General features: G+C 70.0%; 13 protein-coding genes. 11 read left to right on the top strand and 2 right to left on the bottom strand.

Annotated elements, in window-relative coordinates:
* The first annotated feature begins 60 nt into the window (after positions 1-60).
* The 10 genes from ACWGJM_RS13110 (at position 61) to ACWGJM_RS13065 (ending at position 12,942) form a co-directional block, all read left to right on the top strand.
* Positions 61-1,677, top strand: coding sequence for a carboxyl transferase domain-containing protein (locus ACWGJM_RS13110; RefSeq protein ID WP_453411734.1), 1,617 nt, complete (start codon positions 61-63; stop codon positions 1,675-1,677).
* Between the two features lie 17 nt (positions 1,678-1,694).
* Positions 1,695-3,653, top strand: a complete 1,959-nt coding sequence (locus ACWGJM_RS13105) for an acetyl/propionyl/methylcrotonyl-CoA carboxylase subunit alpha (protein WP_453411733.1) — start codon at positions 1,695-1,697, stop codon at positions 3,651-3,653.
* The gene (locus tag ACWGJM_RS13100; RefSeq protein WP_453411732.1) at positions 3,650-4,591 is read left to right on the top strand and encodes a hydroxymethylglutaryl-CoA lyase; all 942 of its coding nucleotides are present in this window, start codon (positions 3,650-3,652) and stop codon (positions 4,589-4,591) included. Before ACWGJM_RS13105 ends, ACWGJM_RS13100 begins: the two co-directional genes overlap by 4 nt.
* A gap of 5 nt (positions 4,592-4,596) precedes the next feature.
* A complete protein-coding gene (locus ACWGJM_RS13095; protein WP_453411731.1) occupies positions 4,597-5,757 on the top strand; it encodes an acyl-CoA dehydrogenase family protein in 1,161 nt (386 codons plus the stop codon).
* Between the two features lie 141 nt (positions 5,758-5,898).
* Positions 5,899-6,948, top strand: a complete 1,050-nt coding sequence (locus ACWGJM_RS13090) for an ABC transporter substrate-binding protein (protein ID WP_453411730.1) — start codon at positions 5,899-5,901, stop codon at positions 6,946-6,948.
* 32 nt (positions 6,949-6,980) lie between these two features.
* Positions 6,981-7,814 carry a siderophore-interacting protein gene (locus ACWGJM_RS13085; RefSeq protein ID WP_453411729.1) on the top strand — a complete coding sequence of 278 codons (834 nt, stop codon included), beginning with the start codon at positions 6,981-6,983 and terminating at the stop codon, positions 7,812-7,814.
* 128 nt (positions 7,815-7,942) lie between these two features.
* Positions 7,943-9,385, top strand: a complete 1,443-nt coding sequence (gene desA, locus ACWGJM_RS13080; protein ID WP_453411728.1) for a lysine decarboxylase DesA — start codon at positions 7,943-7,945, stop codon at positions 9,383-9,385.
* Entirely contained in the window at positions 9,369-10,646 is a 1,278-nt protein-coding gene (locus ACWGJM_RS13075) for a lysine N(6)-hydroxylase/L-ornithine N(5)-oxygenase family protein (RefSeq protein ID WP_453411727.1), read from the top strand. The genes desA and ACWGJM_RS13075 overlap by 17 nt, the downstream gene beginning before the upstream one ends.
* Positions 10,643-11,176: a GNAT family N-acetyltransferase gene (locus ACWGJM_RS13070; protein ID WP_453411726.1), complete on the top strand. Its 534-nt coding sequence runs from the start codon at positions 10,643-10,645 to the stop codon at positions 11,174-11,176. Before ACWGJM_RS13075 ends, ACWGJM_RS13070 begins: the two co-directional genes overlap by 4 nt.
* Positions 11,173-12,942, top strand: coding sequence for an IucA/IucC family protein (locus tag ACWGJM_RS13065; RefSeq protein ID WP_453411725.1), 1,770 nt, complete (start codon positions 11,173-11,175; stop codon positions 12,940-12,942). Before ACWGJM_RS13070 ends, ACWGJM_RS13065 begins: the two co-directional genes overlap by 4 nt.
* A 58-nt stretch (positions 12,943-13,000) precedes the next feature.
* Here ACWGJM_RS13065 and ACWGJM_RS13060 read toward each other — a convergent pair whose 3' ends face one another.
* Positions 13,001-14,611: a beta-N-acetylhexosaminidase gene (locus ACWGJM_RS13060; RefSeq protein WP_453411724.1), complete on the bottom strand. Its 1,611-nt coding sequence runs from the start codon at positions 14,609-14,611 to the stop codon at positions 13,001-13,003.
* Between the two features lie 69 nt (positions 14,612-14,680).
* Here ACWGJM_RS13060 and ACWGJM_RS13055 point away from each other — a divergent pair, with 69 nt between their 5' ends.
* The gene (locus ACWGJM_RS13055) at positions 14,681-15,568 is read left to right on the top strand and encodes a DUF4429 domain-containing protein (protein ID WP_453411723.1); all 888 of its coding nucleotides are present in this window, start codon (positions 14,681-14,683) and stop codon (positions 15,566-15,568) included.
* Between the two features lie 25 nt (positions 15,569-15,593).
* Here ACWGJM_RS13055 and ACWGJM_RS13050 read toward each other — a convergent pair whose 3' ends face one another.
* Positions 15,594-17,159 carry a fibronectin type III domain-containing protein gene (locus ACWGJM_RS13050; RefSeq protein ID WP_453411722.1) on the bottom strand — a complete coding sequence of 522 codons (1,566 nt, stop codon included), beginning with the start codon at positions 17,157-17,159 and terminating at the stop codon, positions 15,594-15,596.
* Positions 17,160-17,197 lie beyond the last annotated feature (38 nt).

The following is a 17,197-nucleotide window of genomic DNA, read 5'->3' as shown; positions in this document are numbered from 1 at the left end:
AACCTGGAGGAAATGGTTAACGCTCATTAACAGTCGATCACTGGGTGAGGGGACCGCAGGATGCACGAGGCACCGGAGCTGACGAGCGCGGCCGATCCCGCGTCGGAGGCCTGGCGGGCCAACGAGGAAGCGCACCGCGAGCTGGTCGGGGAACTGCGCGGCAAGCTCGCCGCGGCGGCGCTCGGCGGCGGCGAGAAGGCCCGCGCCCGCCACACCGCGCGCGGCAAGCTGCTGCCCCGGGACAGGGTTGACACCCTGCTCGACCCCGGTTCGCCCTTCCTGGAGCTGGCCCCGCTCGCGGCCGACGGGATGTACGAGGGCCAGGCTCCGGCCGCCGGGGTCATCGCGGGGATCGGACGGGTCAGCGGGCGCGAGTGCGTGATCGTCGCCAACGACGCCACCGTCAAGGGCGGGACGTACTACCCGATGACGGTGAAGAAGCACCTGCGCGCGCAGGAGGTCGCCCTCGAGAACCGGCTGCCCTGTGTCTACCTCGTCGACTCCGGCGGCGCCTTCCTGCCCATGCAGGACGAGGTCTTCCCGGACCGCGAGCACTTCGGGCGGATCTTCTACAACCAGGCCCGGATGTCCGGCGCGGGCATCCCGCAGATCGCCGCCGTGCTCGGCTCCTGCACCGCTGGCGGGGCCTACGTGCCCGCCATGAGCGACGAGGCCGTGATCGTGCGCAACCAGGGCACGATCTTCCTCGGTGGCCCCCCGCTGGTGAAGGCCGCCACCGGCGAGGTCGTCACCGCCGAGGAGCTCGGCGGCGGCGAGGTGCACTCCCGGGTCTCCGGCGTCACCGACCACCTCGCCGAGGACGACGCGCACGCCCTGCGGATCGTGCGGAACATCGTCGCCACCCTCCCCGCGCGCGGGCCCCTCCCTTGGGAGGCCCTGCCCGCGGTGGAGCCGAAGGTCGACCAGTACGGGCTCTACGGCGCCGTCCCGGTCGACTCCCGCACCCCCTACGACGTACGCGAGATCATCGCGCGCGTGGTCGACGGCTCCCGTTTCGCGGAGTTCAAGGCGGAGTTCGGGCAGACCCTGGTCACCGGCTTCGCCCGGATCCACGGCCACCCGGTCGGGATCGTCGCCAACAACGGCATCCTGTTCTCCGAGTCCGCCCAGAAGGGCGCCCACTTCATCGAGTTGTGCGACCAGCGCGGGATCCCGCTGGTCTTCCTCCAGAACATCTCCGGCTTCATGGTCGGCAGGGACTACGAGGCCGGTGGCATCGCCAAGCACGGCGCCAAGATGGTGACGGCGGTCGCCTGCACGCGCGTGCCGAAGCTGACGGTCGTGGTCGGCGGGTCGTACGGCGCGGGGAACTACTCCATGTGCGGACGGGCCTACTCCCCCCGCTTCCTGTGGATGTGGCCCAACGCCAAGATCTCCGTGATGGGCGGCGAACAGGCCGCCTCCGTCCTCGCGACCGTGAAGCGGGACCAGCTCCAGGCGCGGGGCGAGGAGTGGCCGGCCGAGGACGAGGACTCCTTCAAGGCGCCCATCCGCGCGCAGTACGAGCGCCAGGGCAACGCCTACTACGCCACCGCGCGGCTCTGGGACGACGGGGTCATCGACCCGCTGGAGACCCGTCAGGTGCTGGGCCTGGCCCTGACCGCCTGTGCCAACGCGCCCCTGGGTGACCCCCAGTTCGGCGTCTTCCGGATGTAGAGGGGGATTTCGCAACCATGTTCGACACAGTGCTGGTGGCCAACCGGGGCGAGATCGCCGTACGCGTCATCCGTACGCTGCGGTCGATGGGCGTGCGCTCCGTCGCCGTCTTCTCCGACGCCGACGCCGACGCCCGCCACGTCCGGGAGGCGGACACGGCGGTACGGATCGGTCCGGCGCCGGCGGCGGAGAGCTATCTGTCGGTGGAGCGGCTCCTGGAGGCCGCCACGCGGACGGGCGCGCAGGCCGTCCACCCCGGGTACGGCTTCCTCGCCGAGAACGCCGGCTTCGCGCGCACGTGCGAGGAGGCGGGGCTGGTCTTCATCGGCCCGCCGGCGGACGCGATCGCGCTCATGGGCGACAAGATCCGGGCCAAGGAGACGGTTCAGGCCGCCGGGGTGCCGGTCGTACCCGGCGGGCGCGATCCCGAACTGTCCGAGGCGGCACGCGCGTTGGGCGCGCCCGTACTGCTCAAACCGTCGGCCGGCGGGGGCGGCAAGGGCATGCGTCTGGTGCGGGACCTGGCCGTGCTGGACGAGGAGATCGCCGCGGCCCGCCGCGAGGCCCGCGCCTCCTTCGGCGACGACACGCTGCTCGTCGAGCGGTGGGTGGACCGGCCCCGGCACATCGAGATCCAGGTCCTGGCCGACGGGCACGGGAACGTCGTCCACCTGGGCGAGCGCGAGTGCTCGCTCCAGCGCCGCCACCAGAAGATCATCGAGGAGGCGCCCAGTGTGCTCCTCGACGAGGCGACCCGGGCCGCGATGGGCGAGGCTGCCGTGCAGGCGGCGCGCTCGTGCGGGTACCGGGGCGCGGGGACGGTGGAGTTCATCGTCCCCGGCGGCGACCCCTCCGCGTACTACTTCATGGAGATGAACACCCGCCTCCAGGTGGAGCACCCGGTCACCGAACTCACTGTGTCCATTGGTCCGGCCGGCGCCGGGGGCGGGCTCGACCTGGTGGAGTGGCAGCTGCGGGTGGCGGCCGGGGAAGCCCTGTCCTTCGGGCAGCAGGACGTACGGCTCACCGGGCACGCGGTCGAGGCCCGGATCTGCGCCGAAACCGTGTCGGTCAAAGAGGGCGCGCGCGGCTTCCTGCCGACCGGCGGCACGGTGCTCCTGCTGAACGAGCCCCAGGGCGACGGCATCCGTACCGACTCAGGGCTCAGCGAGGGCACGGAGGTCGGCAGCCTGTACGACCCGATGCTGTCCAAGGTGATCGCGTACGGGCCGGATCGCGCGACCGCGCTCAGGAAGCTCCGGGCCGCTCTGGCGGAGACGGTCACGCTGGGCGTGCAGACCAACGCGGGGTTCCTGCGGCGGCTGCTGGCACATCCGGCCGTGGTGGCGGGCGAGCTGGACACCGGGCTGGTGGAGCGGGTGGTGGACGAACTGGTCCCCACACACGTACCGGAGGAGGTGTACGAGGCGGCGGCGGCCGTGCGGCTGGAGGCGCTGAAGCCTCGTGGGGACGGCTGGACCGATCCCTTCTCGGTGCCGAGCGGCTGGCGTCTCGGCGGTACGCCGAAGCGGCCCGCCTTCCCCCTCCGGGTGACCGACCCGGTGACGTACGTCCCCCGGGGTACCCACACCGTCGCCGACGACCGTGTCGCGGTCACCCTCGACGGCGTCCGCCACACCTTCCACCGCGCCGCCGACTGGCTCGGCCGCGACGGCGACGCCTGGCACGTGCGCGACCACGACCCGGTGGCCGCGTCCCTGTCCCGGTCCGCGCACGCGGGCGCCGACTCGCTCACCGCGCCCATGCCGGGCACGGTGACGGTGGTGAAGGTGGCCGTCGGCGACGAGGTGGCCGCGGGCCAGAGCCTGCTGGTGGTCGAGGCGATGAAGATGGAGCACGTCATCTCCGCCCCGCACGCCGGCACGGTCGCCGAACTGGACGTGCGGCCGGGCACGACGGTCGCCATGGACCAGGTGCTGGCCGTCATCGCACCCAAGGAGGAGGCGGACGGATGAGCGTCGACGGACTGCCCATGGCCGTACCGGCCCAGGACCTGCCCGCGCGGGTGCGGATCCACGAGGTCGGCGCGCGCGACGGGCTCCAGAACGAGAAGACGGCCGTACCCACGGTGGTGAAGGCGGAGTTCATCCGCCGGCTGGCCGACGCGGGGCTGACGACGATCGAGGCGACGAGTTTTGTGCACCCCAAGTGGGTGCCCCAACTAGCCGACGCCGAGGAGCTGTTCCCGCTCGTCGGCGACCTGGACGCGGCCCTGCCCGTCCTGGTGCCCAACCAGCGCGGCCTGGACCGGGCGCTCGCGCTCGGCGCCCGCCGTATCGCCGTCTTCGCCAGCGCCACGGAGTCCTTCGCGAAGGCCAACCTCAACCGCACCCTCGACGAGTCCCTCGCCGTGTTCGAGCCGGTGGTGCGGCGCGCGAAGAACGAGAGCGCGCATGTGCGGGGGTACGTGTCGATGTGCTTCGGCGACCCCTGGGAGGGCGCCGTGCCGCTCCACCAGGTCGTCCGCGTCTGCCGGGCGCTGATGGACATGGGCTGCGACGAGCTGAGCCTCGGCGACACCATCGGGGTCGCCACGCCGGGCCATGTCCGCGCGCTCCTCGCCGCCCTCAACGAGGCGGGCGTGCCGACGAACGTCATCGGCGTGCACTTCCACGACACCTACGGCCAGGCACTCGCCAACACGTACGCCGCCCTGGAACACGGCGTGACGACGGTCGACGCCTCCGCCGGAGGCCTCGGCGGCTGTCCCTACGCCAAGTCCGCCACCGGGAACCTCGCCACCGAAGACCTCGTGTGGATGCTCCACGGCCTCGGCATCGACACCGGGGTCGACCTCGGCCGTCTCACCGCCACCAGCGTGTGGATGGCCGAACAGCTGGGCCGACCCAGCCCGTCCCGCACAGTCCGCGCCCTCTCCCACAAGGACCAGTGATCACCATGGACCACCGCCTCTCCCCCGAGCTGGAGGAACTCCGCCGCACCGTGGAGGAGTTCGCGCACGACGTCGTGGCGCCGAAGATCGGTGACTTCTACGAGCGGCACGAGTTCCCGTACGAGATCGTCCGCGAGATGGGCCGCATGGGCCTGTTCGGGCTGCCGTTCCCGGAGGAGTACGGCGGCATGGGCGGCGACTACCTGGCCCTCGGTATCGCGCTGGAGGAACTGGCCCGGGTGGACTCGTCGGTGGCCATCACCCTTGAGGCCGGGGTCTCCCTGGGCGCGATGCCGGTCCACCTGTTCGGCACCGAGGAGCAGAAGCGCGAGTGGCTGCCCCGGCTGTGCGCGGGCGAGATCCTGGGCGCGTTCGGGCTCACGGAACCCGACGGCGGCAGCGACGCGGGCGCCACCCGCACCACGGCCCGCCTGGACCCGGGTACGGACGAGTGGGTGATCAACGGCAGCAAGTGCTTCATCACCAACTCGGGCACGGACATCACGGGGCTGGTCACGGTCACGGCGGTGACGGGCCGCAAGCCGGACGGCAAGCCGCGGATCTCCTCGATCATCGTCCCGTCCGGCACCCCGGGCTTCACGGTGGCCGCCCCCTACTCGAAGGTCGGCTGGAACGCCTCCGACACCCGCGAACTGTCCTTCACCGACGTCCGCGTGCCCGCCGCCAACCTCCTGGGCGAGGAGGGCCGCGGCTACGCCCAGTTCCTGCGGATCCTCGACGAGGGCCGTATCGCCATCGCGGCGCTCGCGACCGGTCTGGCCCAGGGCTGCGTGGACGAGTCGGTGAAGTACGCGAAGGAGCGACACGCGTTCGGCCGTCCGATCGGCGCCAACCAGGCCATCCAGTTCAAGGTCGCCGACATGGAGATGAAGGCCCACACCGCCCGCCTGGCCTGGCGCGACGCGGCGAGCCGGCTGGTCGCGGGCGAGCCGTTCAAGAAGGAGGCGGCGCTGGCCAAGCTGTACTCGTCCACGATCGCCGTGGACAACGCCCGTGAGGCCACGCAGATCCACGGCGGCTACGGCTTCATGAACGAGTACCCGGTCGCCCGCATGTGGCGCGACTCCAAGATCCTCGAGATCGGCGAGGGCACGAGCGAGGTCCAGCGGATGCTGATCGCAAGGGAGTTGGGGCTGGTGGGCTGAGCCTTGCCCGTCCGGCCCTGAAGGCCGGCCACAGGTTCGGGCGCGGGGTGCCCCATCCTCTGGACATCAGCTGAGGTTAGGCTAACCTTCCTTGGAACTTGTCCGGCGGGCACCTCGCCCCGTTCGAAAGCAGTCATACCCATGTCCAACGCCCGTGCCACCCATCTCACTCGTCGCGGCGTCCTCGCCGCGGGCGGCGCCATCGCTCTGGGGGCCGCGCTCGCGGCCTGCGGGAACGACGACGGGAAAAGCGGCGGCTCGGACGGCAACACGACGGCGGGCAAGTCCGGCCCCTGGTCCTTCAAGGACGACCGCGGTACCACCGCGAAGGCCGACAAGGTCCCGTCGAACATCGTCGCGTTCGTCGGTGTGGCCGCCGCGCTGTACGACTACGGCATCCAGGCCAAGGGCGTCTTCGGCCCGACGAAGACCAAGGACGGCAAGGCCGATGTGCAGGCCGGGGACATGGACGTCAGCAAGGTGACGGTGCTCGGCAACGAGTGGGGCCAGTTCAACATCGAGAAGTACGCGGCCCTCGCCCCCGACCTCCTCGTCTCCACCATGTTCGACAACGTGGGCACCCTCTGGTACGTCCCCGACGAGTCGAAGAAGAAGATCCTGGCCGCCGGCGCCCCGAGCGTCGGCATCTCCGTCTACGACCGCCAGCTGACCGAGCCGCTCCAGCGCATGCTGGCCCTCGCCGAGTCCCTCGGCGCGGACACCTCCGCCGCCAAGGTCACCGAGGCCAAGAAGCGCTTCGAGGACGCCGCCGCCCGGCTGCGCGCGGCCACCAAGGCCAAGCCCGGCATCAAGGTGCTGGCCGGTTCCGCCAGCCAGGACCTGTTCTACGTCTCCGGCTCCAACCTCTCCGTCGACCTGGAGTACTTCAAGGCCCTCGGCGTGAACTTCGTCGAGCCCCCGGAAAAGGCCAAGGCCAAGGGTGGCGGCTGGTACGAGTCGCTGAGCTGGGAGAACGTCGACAAGTACGACGCGGACATCATCATGATGGACAACCGCTCCTCGGCGATCCAGCCCGCCGACATCACCGAGGGGACATGGAAGAAGCTGCCGGCGGTCAAGGCCGGGCAGGTCATCGCCCGCAACCCCGAGCCGATCCTGTCGTACGACAAATGCGCGCCGCTCCTCGAGGACCTCGCGAAGGCCGTCGAAACCGCCAAGAAGGTCAGCTGACCCCCACACCTTCCTGACCGTCAGGAGCCCCCATGACGACGGCCGTAGCCGCCCCGTTCCGTTTCTTCTCGCTTCAGGTCGTACGGACGAGGCGGCTCGGCCCGTCTCTGGTCCGTGTCACCTTCGGCGGGCCCGACCTGCACGCCTTCCACTCCCACGGGCGGGACCAGTCACTGTCCCTGTTCCTGCCGCACCCGGGTCAGCCCGAGCCCGCCGTGCCCGTCGAGCTGGGCGACAGCTGGTGGCAGGGATGGCGTGACCTCCCGGACGACGTACGGGCGGTGATGCGCTCGTACACGCTTCGGGCGCTGCGCCGCGATCCCGACGAGATCGACATCGACTTCGCCCTGCACAGCCCGTCGGGCCCCGCCTCCCGCTGGGCCGCGGACGCCACCCCGGGTGACCGCGTCCTCCTCCTCGGCCCGGCGATCGCCGACAACCGCGCGATCCGCTTCCGCCCGCCCGAGGGGACCGATCTCGTCGTCATCTGGGGCGACGAGAGCGCCGTACCCGCCGCCTGCGCCACCCTGGAGTCCCTGCCGGCCGGCACCCGCGTGCGCGCCTGGCTGGAGGTGAACCACGCCGGTGACATCCAGGACGTCGTGACCGACGCGGACGCCGAGGTGACCTGGCTCGTTCGCGACCCGGGCAGCGCCACGGGAACCCCCCTGGCCCTCGATGCGCTGCGTGATGCCCGACTCCCGCCCGCCGAACGCCCCTACGCCTGGATCGCGGGCGAGTCCGGGTGCGTGAAGGCGCTGCGCCGGCACTTCGTCGGCGAGCGCGGCATCGACCGCCGGTGCGTCACCTTCGTCGGCTACTGGCGGCGGGGGATGACCGAGGAACAGCTGCGGGTGTCGGAGTAACTCCGTTCACAGTCACCGCAGTTCGGAGTGACGGCGGACACGGGAGGGGCAGGTTTCGGGACATGAAACTTAGGTTAGGCTAACCTAAGTTAAACCCCGCACGGATCGTCCCCTCGGAGGACCCCCACATGCGCTCGCACCTGCTCAATGACCTCACCGCGGAGCACTACCGCCGCTCCGTGACCGAAGGAGTCGAGCGGGTGGCGGCCAAACTCGCCACCACCGAACGTCCGTTCACCGGCGTCACGGTCGACGCCCTCGCCCCCCGCATCGACGAGATCGACCTCGACCAGCCGCTGCACGACACCACCGCGGTGCTCGACGAACTGGAGGAGGTCTACCTCCGGGACGCGGTCTACTTCCACCACCCCCGCTACCTAGCCCACCTCAACTGCCCGGTGGTCATCCCGGCGGTGCTCGGCGAGGCCGTGCTCTCCGCCGTCAACTCCTCCCTGGACACCTGGGACCAGTCGGCCGGCGGCACCCTGATCGAGCGCCGGCTCATCGACTGGACGACCGCCCGCATCGGCCTCGGCCCGTCCGCCGACGGCGTGTTCACCTCCGGCGGCACCCAGTCCAACCTCCAGGCGCTGCTGCTGGCGAGGGAGGAGGCCAAGGCCGATTCCCTGGCCGAACTACGCATCTTCGCGTCCGAGGTCAGCCATTTCAGCGTGAAGAAGTCGGCGAAACTGCTCGGCCTCGGCCAGGACGCCGTGGTCGCGATCCCCGTCGACCACGACAAGCGGATGCAGACCGTCGCCCTCGCCCGCGAGCTGGAGCGGTGCAGGAAGGACGGCCTCATCCCGATGGCCGTCGTCGCCACCGCCGGCACCACCGACTTCGGCTCCATCGACCCGCTGCCGGAGATCGCCGAGCTGTGCGAGCAGTTCGATACCTGGATGCACGTCGACGCGGCCTACGGCTGCGGACTGCTCGCCTCCCTGAAGTACCGGGACCGCATCGACGGCATCGAGCGCGCCGACTCGGTCACCGTCGACTACCACAAGTCCTTCTTCCAGCCCGTGAGTTCGTCCGCCGTGCTGGTCCGGGACGCCGCCACCCTGCGCCACGCCACCTACCACGCGGAGTACCTCAACCCGCGCCGCATGGTCCAGGAACGCATCCCCAACCAGGTCGACAAGTCCCTCCAGACCACCCGGCGCTTCGACGCCCTCAAGCTGTGGATGACCCTGCGCACCATGGGCGCCGACGGCATCGGCGAACTCTTCGACGAAGTCTGCGAGTTGGCGGCCGAGGGCTGGGAGCTCCTCGCGGCCGACCCGCGCTACGACGTCGTCGTCCAGCCGTCCCTCTCCACTCTCGTCTTCCGTTACATCCCGGCAGCCGTCACCGACCCGGCCGAGATCGACCGCGCCAACCTGTATGCCCGCAAGGCCCTGTTCGCCTCCGGCGACGCCGTGGTCGCGGGCACCAAGGTCGGCGGCCGCCACTACCTGAAGTTCACGTTGCTCAACCCCGAGACGGCCGCGGCCGACATCGCCGCCGTCCTCGACCTGATCGCCGGCCACGCCGAGCAGTACCTGGGAGAGTCCCTTGACCGCGCGTCCTGAAGCCCCGACCGCCCCTTACGACTTCGTGGGAATCGGGCTCGGCCCCTTCAACCTCGGGCTCGCCTGCCTCACCGAACCGATCGACGAACTGAGCGGGGTCTTCCTCGAGTCGAAGCCCGACTTCGAGTGGCACGCGGGCATGTTCCTGGACGGCGCCCACCTCCAGACCCCGTTCATGTCGGACCTGGTCACCCTGGCCGACCCCACTTCCCCGTACTCCTTCCTCAACTACCTGAAGGAGAAGGGCAGACTCTACTCGTTCTACATCCGCGAGAACTTCTACCCGCTGCGGGTCGAGTACGACGACTACTGCCGCTGGGCCGCGGGCAGACTGAGCAGCGTCCGGTTCGGCACGACGGTCACCGAGGTGGTGTACGAGGACGAGCACTACGTCGTCCGCACCGAGGCCGGCGAGGTGTACCGCGCCCGCCACCTGGTCCTCGGCACCGGCACCCCGCCGTACATTCCTGAGGCCTGCCAGGGGCTGGGGGGCGACTTCATCCACAACTCCCGCTATGTGCAGCACCGCCCGGAGCTGGTGAAGAAGGATTCGATCACCCTCGTCGGTTCCGGGCAGTCCGCCGCCGAGATCTACTACGACCTCCTCGGCGAGATCGACGTCCACGGCTACCGGTTGAACTGGGTCACCCGCTCCCCGCGCTTCTTCCCGCTGGAGTACACCAAGCTCACGCTGGAGATGACCTCGCCGGAGTACATCGACTACTACCGCGAGCTGCCGGAGGCCACCCGCTACCGGCTCGCGGCCGAGCAGAAGGGCCTGTTCAAGGGTATCGACGGCGATCTGATCAACGAGATCTTCGACCTGCTCTACCAGAAGAACCTCGGCGGTCCGGTTCCCACCCGGCTGCTGACCAACTCGTCGCTGAACGGCGCGACGTACGAAAACGACACCTACACCCTGTCGTTCCGCCAGGAGGAGCAGGACAAGGACTTCGAGATCGAGTCCCAGGGCCTGATCCTGGCCACCGGCTACAAGTACGCCGAGCCGGAATTCCTCAGCCCCATCAAGCACCGCCTGGTCCACGACTCCCACGGCAACTTCGACGTCGCCAGGAACTACGCGATCGACGTGACGGGCAAAGGCGTCTTCCTTCAGAACGCCGGCGTCCACACCCACAGCATCACCAGCCCCGACCTGGGCATGGGCGCGTACCGCAACAGCTGCATCATCCGTGAGCTGCTCGGCACGGAGTACTACCAGGTCGAGAAGACGATCGCTTTTCAGGAGTTCGCAGTATGACCTTCACCTTCCGCCCCCTCGACCCGCTGCGGGACGCCGCGTTGCTGCACCGGTGGGTCACCCACCCGAAGGCCGCGTTCTGGATGATGCAGGACGCGAGGCTGGAGGACGTCGAGCGCGCCTACATGGCAATCGCCGCCGACGAGCACCACCACGCCCTGTTGGGACTCGACGAGGACGGCGTGCCGGCGTTCCTGATGGAGAAGTACGACCCCGCCCACCGTGAGCTGGTCGGCCTGTACGAGCCGCGGCCGGGCGATGTCGGCATGCACTTCCTCACCCCCGCGACCGACACCCCCGTACACGGCTTCACGCGGGCCGTCATCACCGCCGTGATGGCGCACCTCTTCGAGGATCCGGCCGTCGAACGGGTAGTCGTCGAACCGGACGTGTCCAACAAGGCCGTGCACGCCCTCAACGAGGCCGTCGGGTTCGTGCCCGAGCTCGAGATCCAGAAGCCGGAGAAGACGGCCCTGTTGAGCTTCTGCACCCGCGAGCGGTTCGTCGCCGCGACGGGGGTGGCCGTATGAGCCTCGCCGACGCAGTGGCCCACCTCTCCCCCGAGCGCTGGGAGGAGGCCAACCGCCTCCTCATTCGCAAGGCGCTCGCCGAGTTCGCGCACGAGCGGCTGATCACGCCCGAGGCGGACGGGGACTCGTACGTCGTCCGCAGCGACGACGGCCTGACCCGCTACCGCTTCACCGCCGTCCGCCGTGCCCTCGACCACTGGCAGGTGGACGCCGGCTCCATCACCCGCCACCGGGACGGCGCCGAACTCCCCCTCGCCGCACTCGAGTTCTTCATCGAGCTGAAGCAGTCACTGGGCCTGAGCGACGACATCCTGCCGGTCTACCTGGAGGAGATCTCCTCCACCCTGTCCGGCACCTGCTACAAGCTCGCCAAGCCGCCGATCCCGGCCGCCGAGCTGGCCGGGAGCGGCTTCCAGGCCATCGAGACCGGCATGACCGAGGGCCACCCCTGCTTCGTCGCCAACAACGGACGGCTGGGCTTCGGCGTCCACGAGTACCTGTCGTACGCCCCCGAGACGGCGAGCCCCGTCCGGCTGGTGTGGCTGGCGGCGCACCGGTCACGGGCGGCGTTCACGGCCGGGGCCGGCATCGAGTACGAGGCGTTCCTGCGGGACGAGCTGGGCGAGGCCACGCTGGAACGGTTCCGCACCACGCTCACCGGCCAGGGCCTCGACCCCGCCGACTATCTGCTCATCCCCGTCCACCCCTGGCAGTGGTGGAACAAGCTGACCGTCACCTTCGCCGCCGAGGTCGCCAGCCGGCACCTGGTGTGCCTGGGCGAGGGCGACGACGAGTACCTGGCCCAGCAGTCCATCCGGACCTTCTTCAACGCCTCGCACCCCGAGAAGCACTACGTGAAGACGGCTCTGTCCGTCCTCAACATGGGCTTCATGCGCGGGCTCTCGGCCGCCTACATGGAGGCGACCCCGGCCATCAACGACTGGCTCGCCCAGATCGTCGACAACGACCCCGTGCTGAAGTCGACCGGCCTGTCGATCATCCGGGAGCGGGCGGCCGTCGGCTACCGGCACCTCGAGTACGAGAAGGCGACCGACCGGTACTCGCCGTACCGCAAGATGCTGGCCGCGCTGTGGCGGGAGAGCCCCGTGCCGTCCCTCGCGGAGGGCGAGTCCCTGGCCACCATGGCCTCGCTGCTGCACGTGGACCACGAGGGCGTGTCCTTCGCGGGCGCGCTGGTCGAGCGGTCCGGGCTGCCCCCGGTGGAGTGGCTGCGGAGGTACCTGCGGGCCTACTACACCCCGCTGCTGCACAGCTTCTACGCCTACGACCTGGTGTTCATGCCACACGGCGAGAACGTGATCCTCGTTCTCAAGGACGGGGTCGTGCGGCGGGCGGTCTACAAGGACATCGCCGAGGAGATCGCGGTCATGGACCCCGACGCGGTGGTGCCGCCCGAGGTGCGGCGGATCCGCGTCGAGGTCCCCGAGGACAAGAGGCTCCTGTCGATCTTCACGGACGTCTTCGACTGCTTCTTCCGCTTCCTCGCCGCCATCCTGGCCACCGAGGGAATCCTGGAGGAGGACGACTTCTGGCGTACGGTCGCCGAGGTCACACGCGAGTACCAGGAGGCGACACCCGAACTCGCCGACAAATTCCGCCAGTACGACATGTTCGCCCCCGAGTTCGCCCTGTCCTGCCTCAACCGCCTCCAGTTGCGTGACAACAGGCAGATGGTGGACCTGGCGGACCCGTCGGGCGCGCTACAGCTCGTCGGCAGCCTGGAGAACCCGATAGCGGGGTTCTGACCCGGAGACGGGCGGGCACCCCGGTGTACGGTCCACCGGGGTGCCCGTCAACCTTCCTTCACCTCGTCGGCCAGGGCACCTGGGGTGACTTGTAGTACCCGATGCCGAGGGCGTCCCAGCGCGGGGCCTGGGCCGCGAGCCGCGTCCGGTAGGCGTTCCAGTCGTGCGTGGCCGCCGGGGACCAGCCCAGCTCGGCCGCGCCGGGCAGCCGGGGGAAGGCCATGTGGTCGATGTCGGCCGAGGTCCGGATGGTCTCGGTCCACAGGGGTGCCTCGACGCCCCTGATCGCCGGGGCCGGGACTCCCGGGAGGTAGGCGCCCGGGTCCCAGTCGTAGGCCCGCCGCACCTCGACCAGGCCCGCCCAGTCCTGTCCGAGCGGGGTGTCCTCGGTGTACTTCATGTCGAGGTAGAGCCGGTCGGCCGGGGACAGGATCAGCCCGGTCCCGTGCTGGGCGGCCTTGACGACCTGTGCCTTCTCCGCGGGGTCGGTGTCGTCCAGACCCCAGTACTGCGCCACGGCGCCCTTGGCGGGTGCCGCGCCGGTCAGCTGGTGCCAGCCGATGACCTTCTTGCCGTACCTGGCGACGATCGGCTGCACCCGGTCCATGAAGGTCACGTAGTCGGCGTGGCTGGTGGAGTGCGCCTCGTCGCCGCCGATGTGCAGATAGCGGCCGGGGGTGAGCGCGGCGAGCTCCCGGATGACGTCGTCCGCGAAGTCGTACGTGACCGGCTCGGTCGCGCACAGCGAGCTGAAGCCGACCTCGGTGCCGGTGTACAGCGGGGGCGCGGTGCCGTCGCAGTTCAGCCCGGCGTAGGAGGCTAGGGCCGCGTTGGTGTGGCCGGGCATGTCGATCTCGGGGACGACCTCGAGGTAGCGGGAGGCGGCGTAGCGGACGATCTCCCGGTAGTCGGCCTTGGTGTAGTGGCCGCCCGGGCCGCCGCCGACCTGGGTGGAGCCGCCGTAGGCCGCGAGGCGGGGCCAGGAGTCGATGGCGATGCGCCAGCCCTGGTCGTCGCTGAGGTGCAGATGCAGTTCGTTGATCTTGTAGAGGGCCAGCTCGTCCATGTAGCGCTCGACCTGGTCCACGGTGAAGAAGTGCCGGGAGACGTCGAGCATCGCCCCGCGGTAGGGGTAGCGGGGCGCGTCCTGGACGGTGCCGCCCGCGATCTGCCAGGGGCCGGGCTGTAAGGAGTTCTTCTCGACGGCGGCCGGCAGGAGCTGGCGGAGGGTCTGGACGCCGTGGAAGAGCCCGGCGGGCGTGCGGGCGGTGAGGGTGACGCCGTCGGCTCCGCTGTGCAGGCGGTAGCCCTCGGCGCCGAACGGGCCCTTGGCGAGGTGCAGTCGGATGCCGCCTCGGCCGTGCGCGGTGAGGGGCAGGCGGTAGCCCGTCGAGGGGCGCAGGATGCCCGCGAGGTAGGCGCCGACGTGGCGGACCTCGCGGTTGTCGTCGACGCGTATGCGGGTGTCCCGCGTGATGCGGTAGGGCACTCCGCCCGGTTGGACGGAGGCGGGGGCGGGGACGACCCGGTCTAGCGGGGTGGCGGTCCGCTGCCCGGCGGCCCCGGGGGCCGGAGGTGCGGCGCCGACCGTGAACGCGCCCGCCGCCAACAGCAGCAGCGAGCCCAGCAGTCGGGTCATGCGGGGAGTCGTTCTGTGGTGCCGTCTCACAAGCGCGCTCCCTTCACTGCACGAGTGGTCGAGACCACTCTCCCGCAGATCCGGTGAAACAATCCCCTCATGGCGGAGATCATCCAGAAGGGCGGCACTTGGGTTTTCGACGGCGACGCGCTGCGTCTGACCCCCGGACGGGACAAGAGCGTCGGCCTGTTGCGCAGGACGCTGGGGGAACTGCTCGTCCCGCTGGGCGCGTTGGCGGGCGTCTCCTTCGAGCACGGCAAGAAGTCGGGGAGGTTGAGGCTGCGGCTGCGGGACGGTGCCGATCCGCTGCTGCACGCGACCGGGGGACGGCTCGCCGAGCCCCACGACCCCTACCAGCTGACCGTGGAGTCGGACCGGTACGGCGTCGCCGAGTACTTCGTGGACGAGGTGCGCAACGCCCTGCTGCTGGACGAGGTTCCGTCCGATCCGGTGACCGCGTACCTGCTGCCCGGCCCGTCCGTCCCGCTGTCGGTGTCCGCCGGGGACGGCACGGTGAGCTTCGACGGCGAGCAGGTACGCCTGGAGTGGAACTGGAAGACGGAGGACGCCAAGGCCGCGGCCGGCGCCCGCACCATCCCCGTCGCCGAGATCACCGCGGTGGAGTGGCATCCGGCGGCCGCGCTGGAGAACGGCCATCTGCGGTTCACCGTGCGGGGCGTGGCCACCAAGGCGCCGCCGAAGTACGACTCGAACGCGGTGGAGCTGTGGGGCTTCAAGAAGGACCCGCTGATGGCGCTGGTCGCGGCGGCGGTGCAGGCGCGGCTGCCGCATCCGTCGGCGGCCGACGGGACGGTCGTACGACCGGACGTGCCGCGGTTCCCGGAGCAGCTCACGTCCTCCCCCGTCGAGGACGACCACGACGCCCTGCTGCGGCGGCTGCGGGAACTGGGCGAGCTGCGCCGCGAGGGGGTCCTGACCGACGAGGAGTTCACGATGGCCAAACAGGCGGTCCTCAAGCGCATGTGAGGACCGCCTGCGGAACCGTCGACGGTTACTTCGCCTTGCGGGCCACCGTGAAGTGGTCGATGCGGTCACCGGTCTCGGCGATGCCCGAGACGTTCAGCTTGGCGTAGCGGCCCGGCGCCGCGGGCTCGACGTCCACCCGCAGGAACGAGTAGTTGAGGTAGCGCACCCGGGACCAGGCGACCGTCTCGTTCTGCTTGCCGTCCTTGAGGTTGATGAACGAGGCCACCGAGTCGACCTCGTGCTCATGGCCCTCGTAGGAGTCCGGAGCGGTGAAGGCGTACAGGCTGCGGCCCGCCGCACCGGCCGTGACGTACACCACGCCCTCGGACTCGGGGTACGCCGTGCCGCCGATCGGCAGCTTCTTGGCGACCTCGTTGCCCTTGATGACGTCGGTGCGCTCGTACTGGTGGTTGTGGCCGTTGATGACGAGGTCGACCGTGTACTTCTCGAACAGCGGCACCCACTCCTGCCGCACGCCCCCCTCCGAGGCGTGCGCCGTGGACGTGCAGTACGCGCAGTGGTGGAAGAACACGACGATGAAGTCGATGTCCTTCGAGGCCCGGAACTTCTTCAGCTGGCCCTCGAACCACTTGGTCTGGGTTCCACCCGAGATGCCCAGGTTCGCCGGGATCTCGAAGGAGACGTCGTTCGGGTCCAGCGAGATGATCGCCGTGTTGCCGTAGACGAAGGAGTAGACGCCCGGCAGGTTCTTCTTGTCCGGCCCGTTGTCCGGCAGGGTGAAGCGGGCTTCCTCGCCGCCGTAGCCGTTGGGCGAGTACCAGGCCTCCATGTCGTGGTTGCCGTACGACACCATCCACGGCACGGACTTGGCGACCGACTCGGTCTGGGCGAGGAACTGGTCCCACACGCGCGAGTCGAAGCCGGTGTCGGCGGTCTTGCCCGCGCCGGACGGGTCGGCGTAGGCGATGTCACCGGCGTGCAGGTGGAAGACCGGGTCCTGGCCGAGGATCAGGCTGTCGTTGGCCAGACCGTGGTAGCTGACGCCCTGGTCGCCGAAGGCCGTGAAGGTGAACGGCGCCTTGTGGGCGGGCGCGGTGGTGAAGGTGCCCAGGGCGCCCAGCAGGTGCGGCTCGGCCGGGTCGAAGCCCTGGTGGCCGACGCCGTAGTAGTAGGTCTTGCCGGGGCGCAGGTGGGTGAGCTTGGCGTGCAGGTAGTACTGGGTGTGGTCGCCGCTGGCGCCGACACCGGCCGGGGTGTAGAGGGAGCGGACCTCCGCCTCGATCTTGCGCGAGAGGTCCCAGGGGTGGGCGCCGATACGGATGAACGGCTTGTTCACCGCTACCGGGACCTGCCAGGAGACGGTGATCTCGGTACGGGGGTCGTTGCCGTAGGCGAGGTGCCGGCCGAAGGGGGCGACGAGGGAGCCGTCGACCTTCTCGATGCTCGGGGCGGTCGACCGGGTCGGGGCGGCGGCCTGGGCGGTTCCGCCCGGTATGAACGCGCCACCCGCGACGGCGCCCAGCGTGACGGCGCCGCCTCTGATCATGGTGCGCCGCGAGAATCTGGCGCGCAGGTATTCGTGCTGCTCGGCCATGCTCATACGCTCGGCCAGCTTCTCGGGTACTCCCATACGAGGAATGTCCATGGCGTCTGAAACTCGTCGCTCCC

The sequence above is a fragment of the Streptomyces sp. NPDC054834 genome (assembly GCF_053611185.1).
This window is presented reverse-complemented; position numbering and strand designations above follow the sequence as displayed.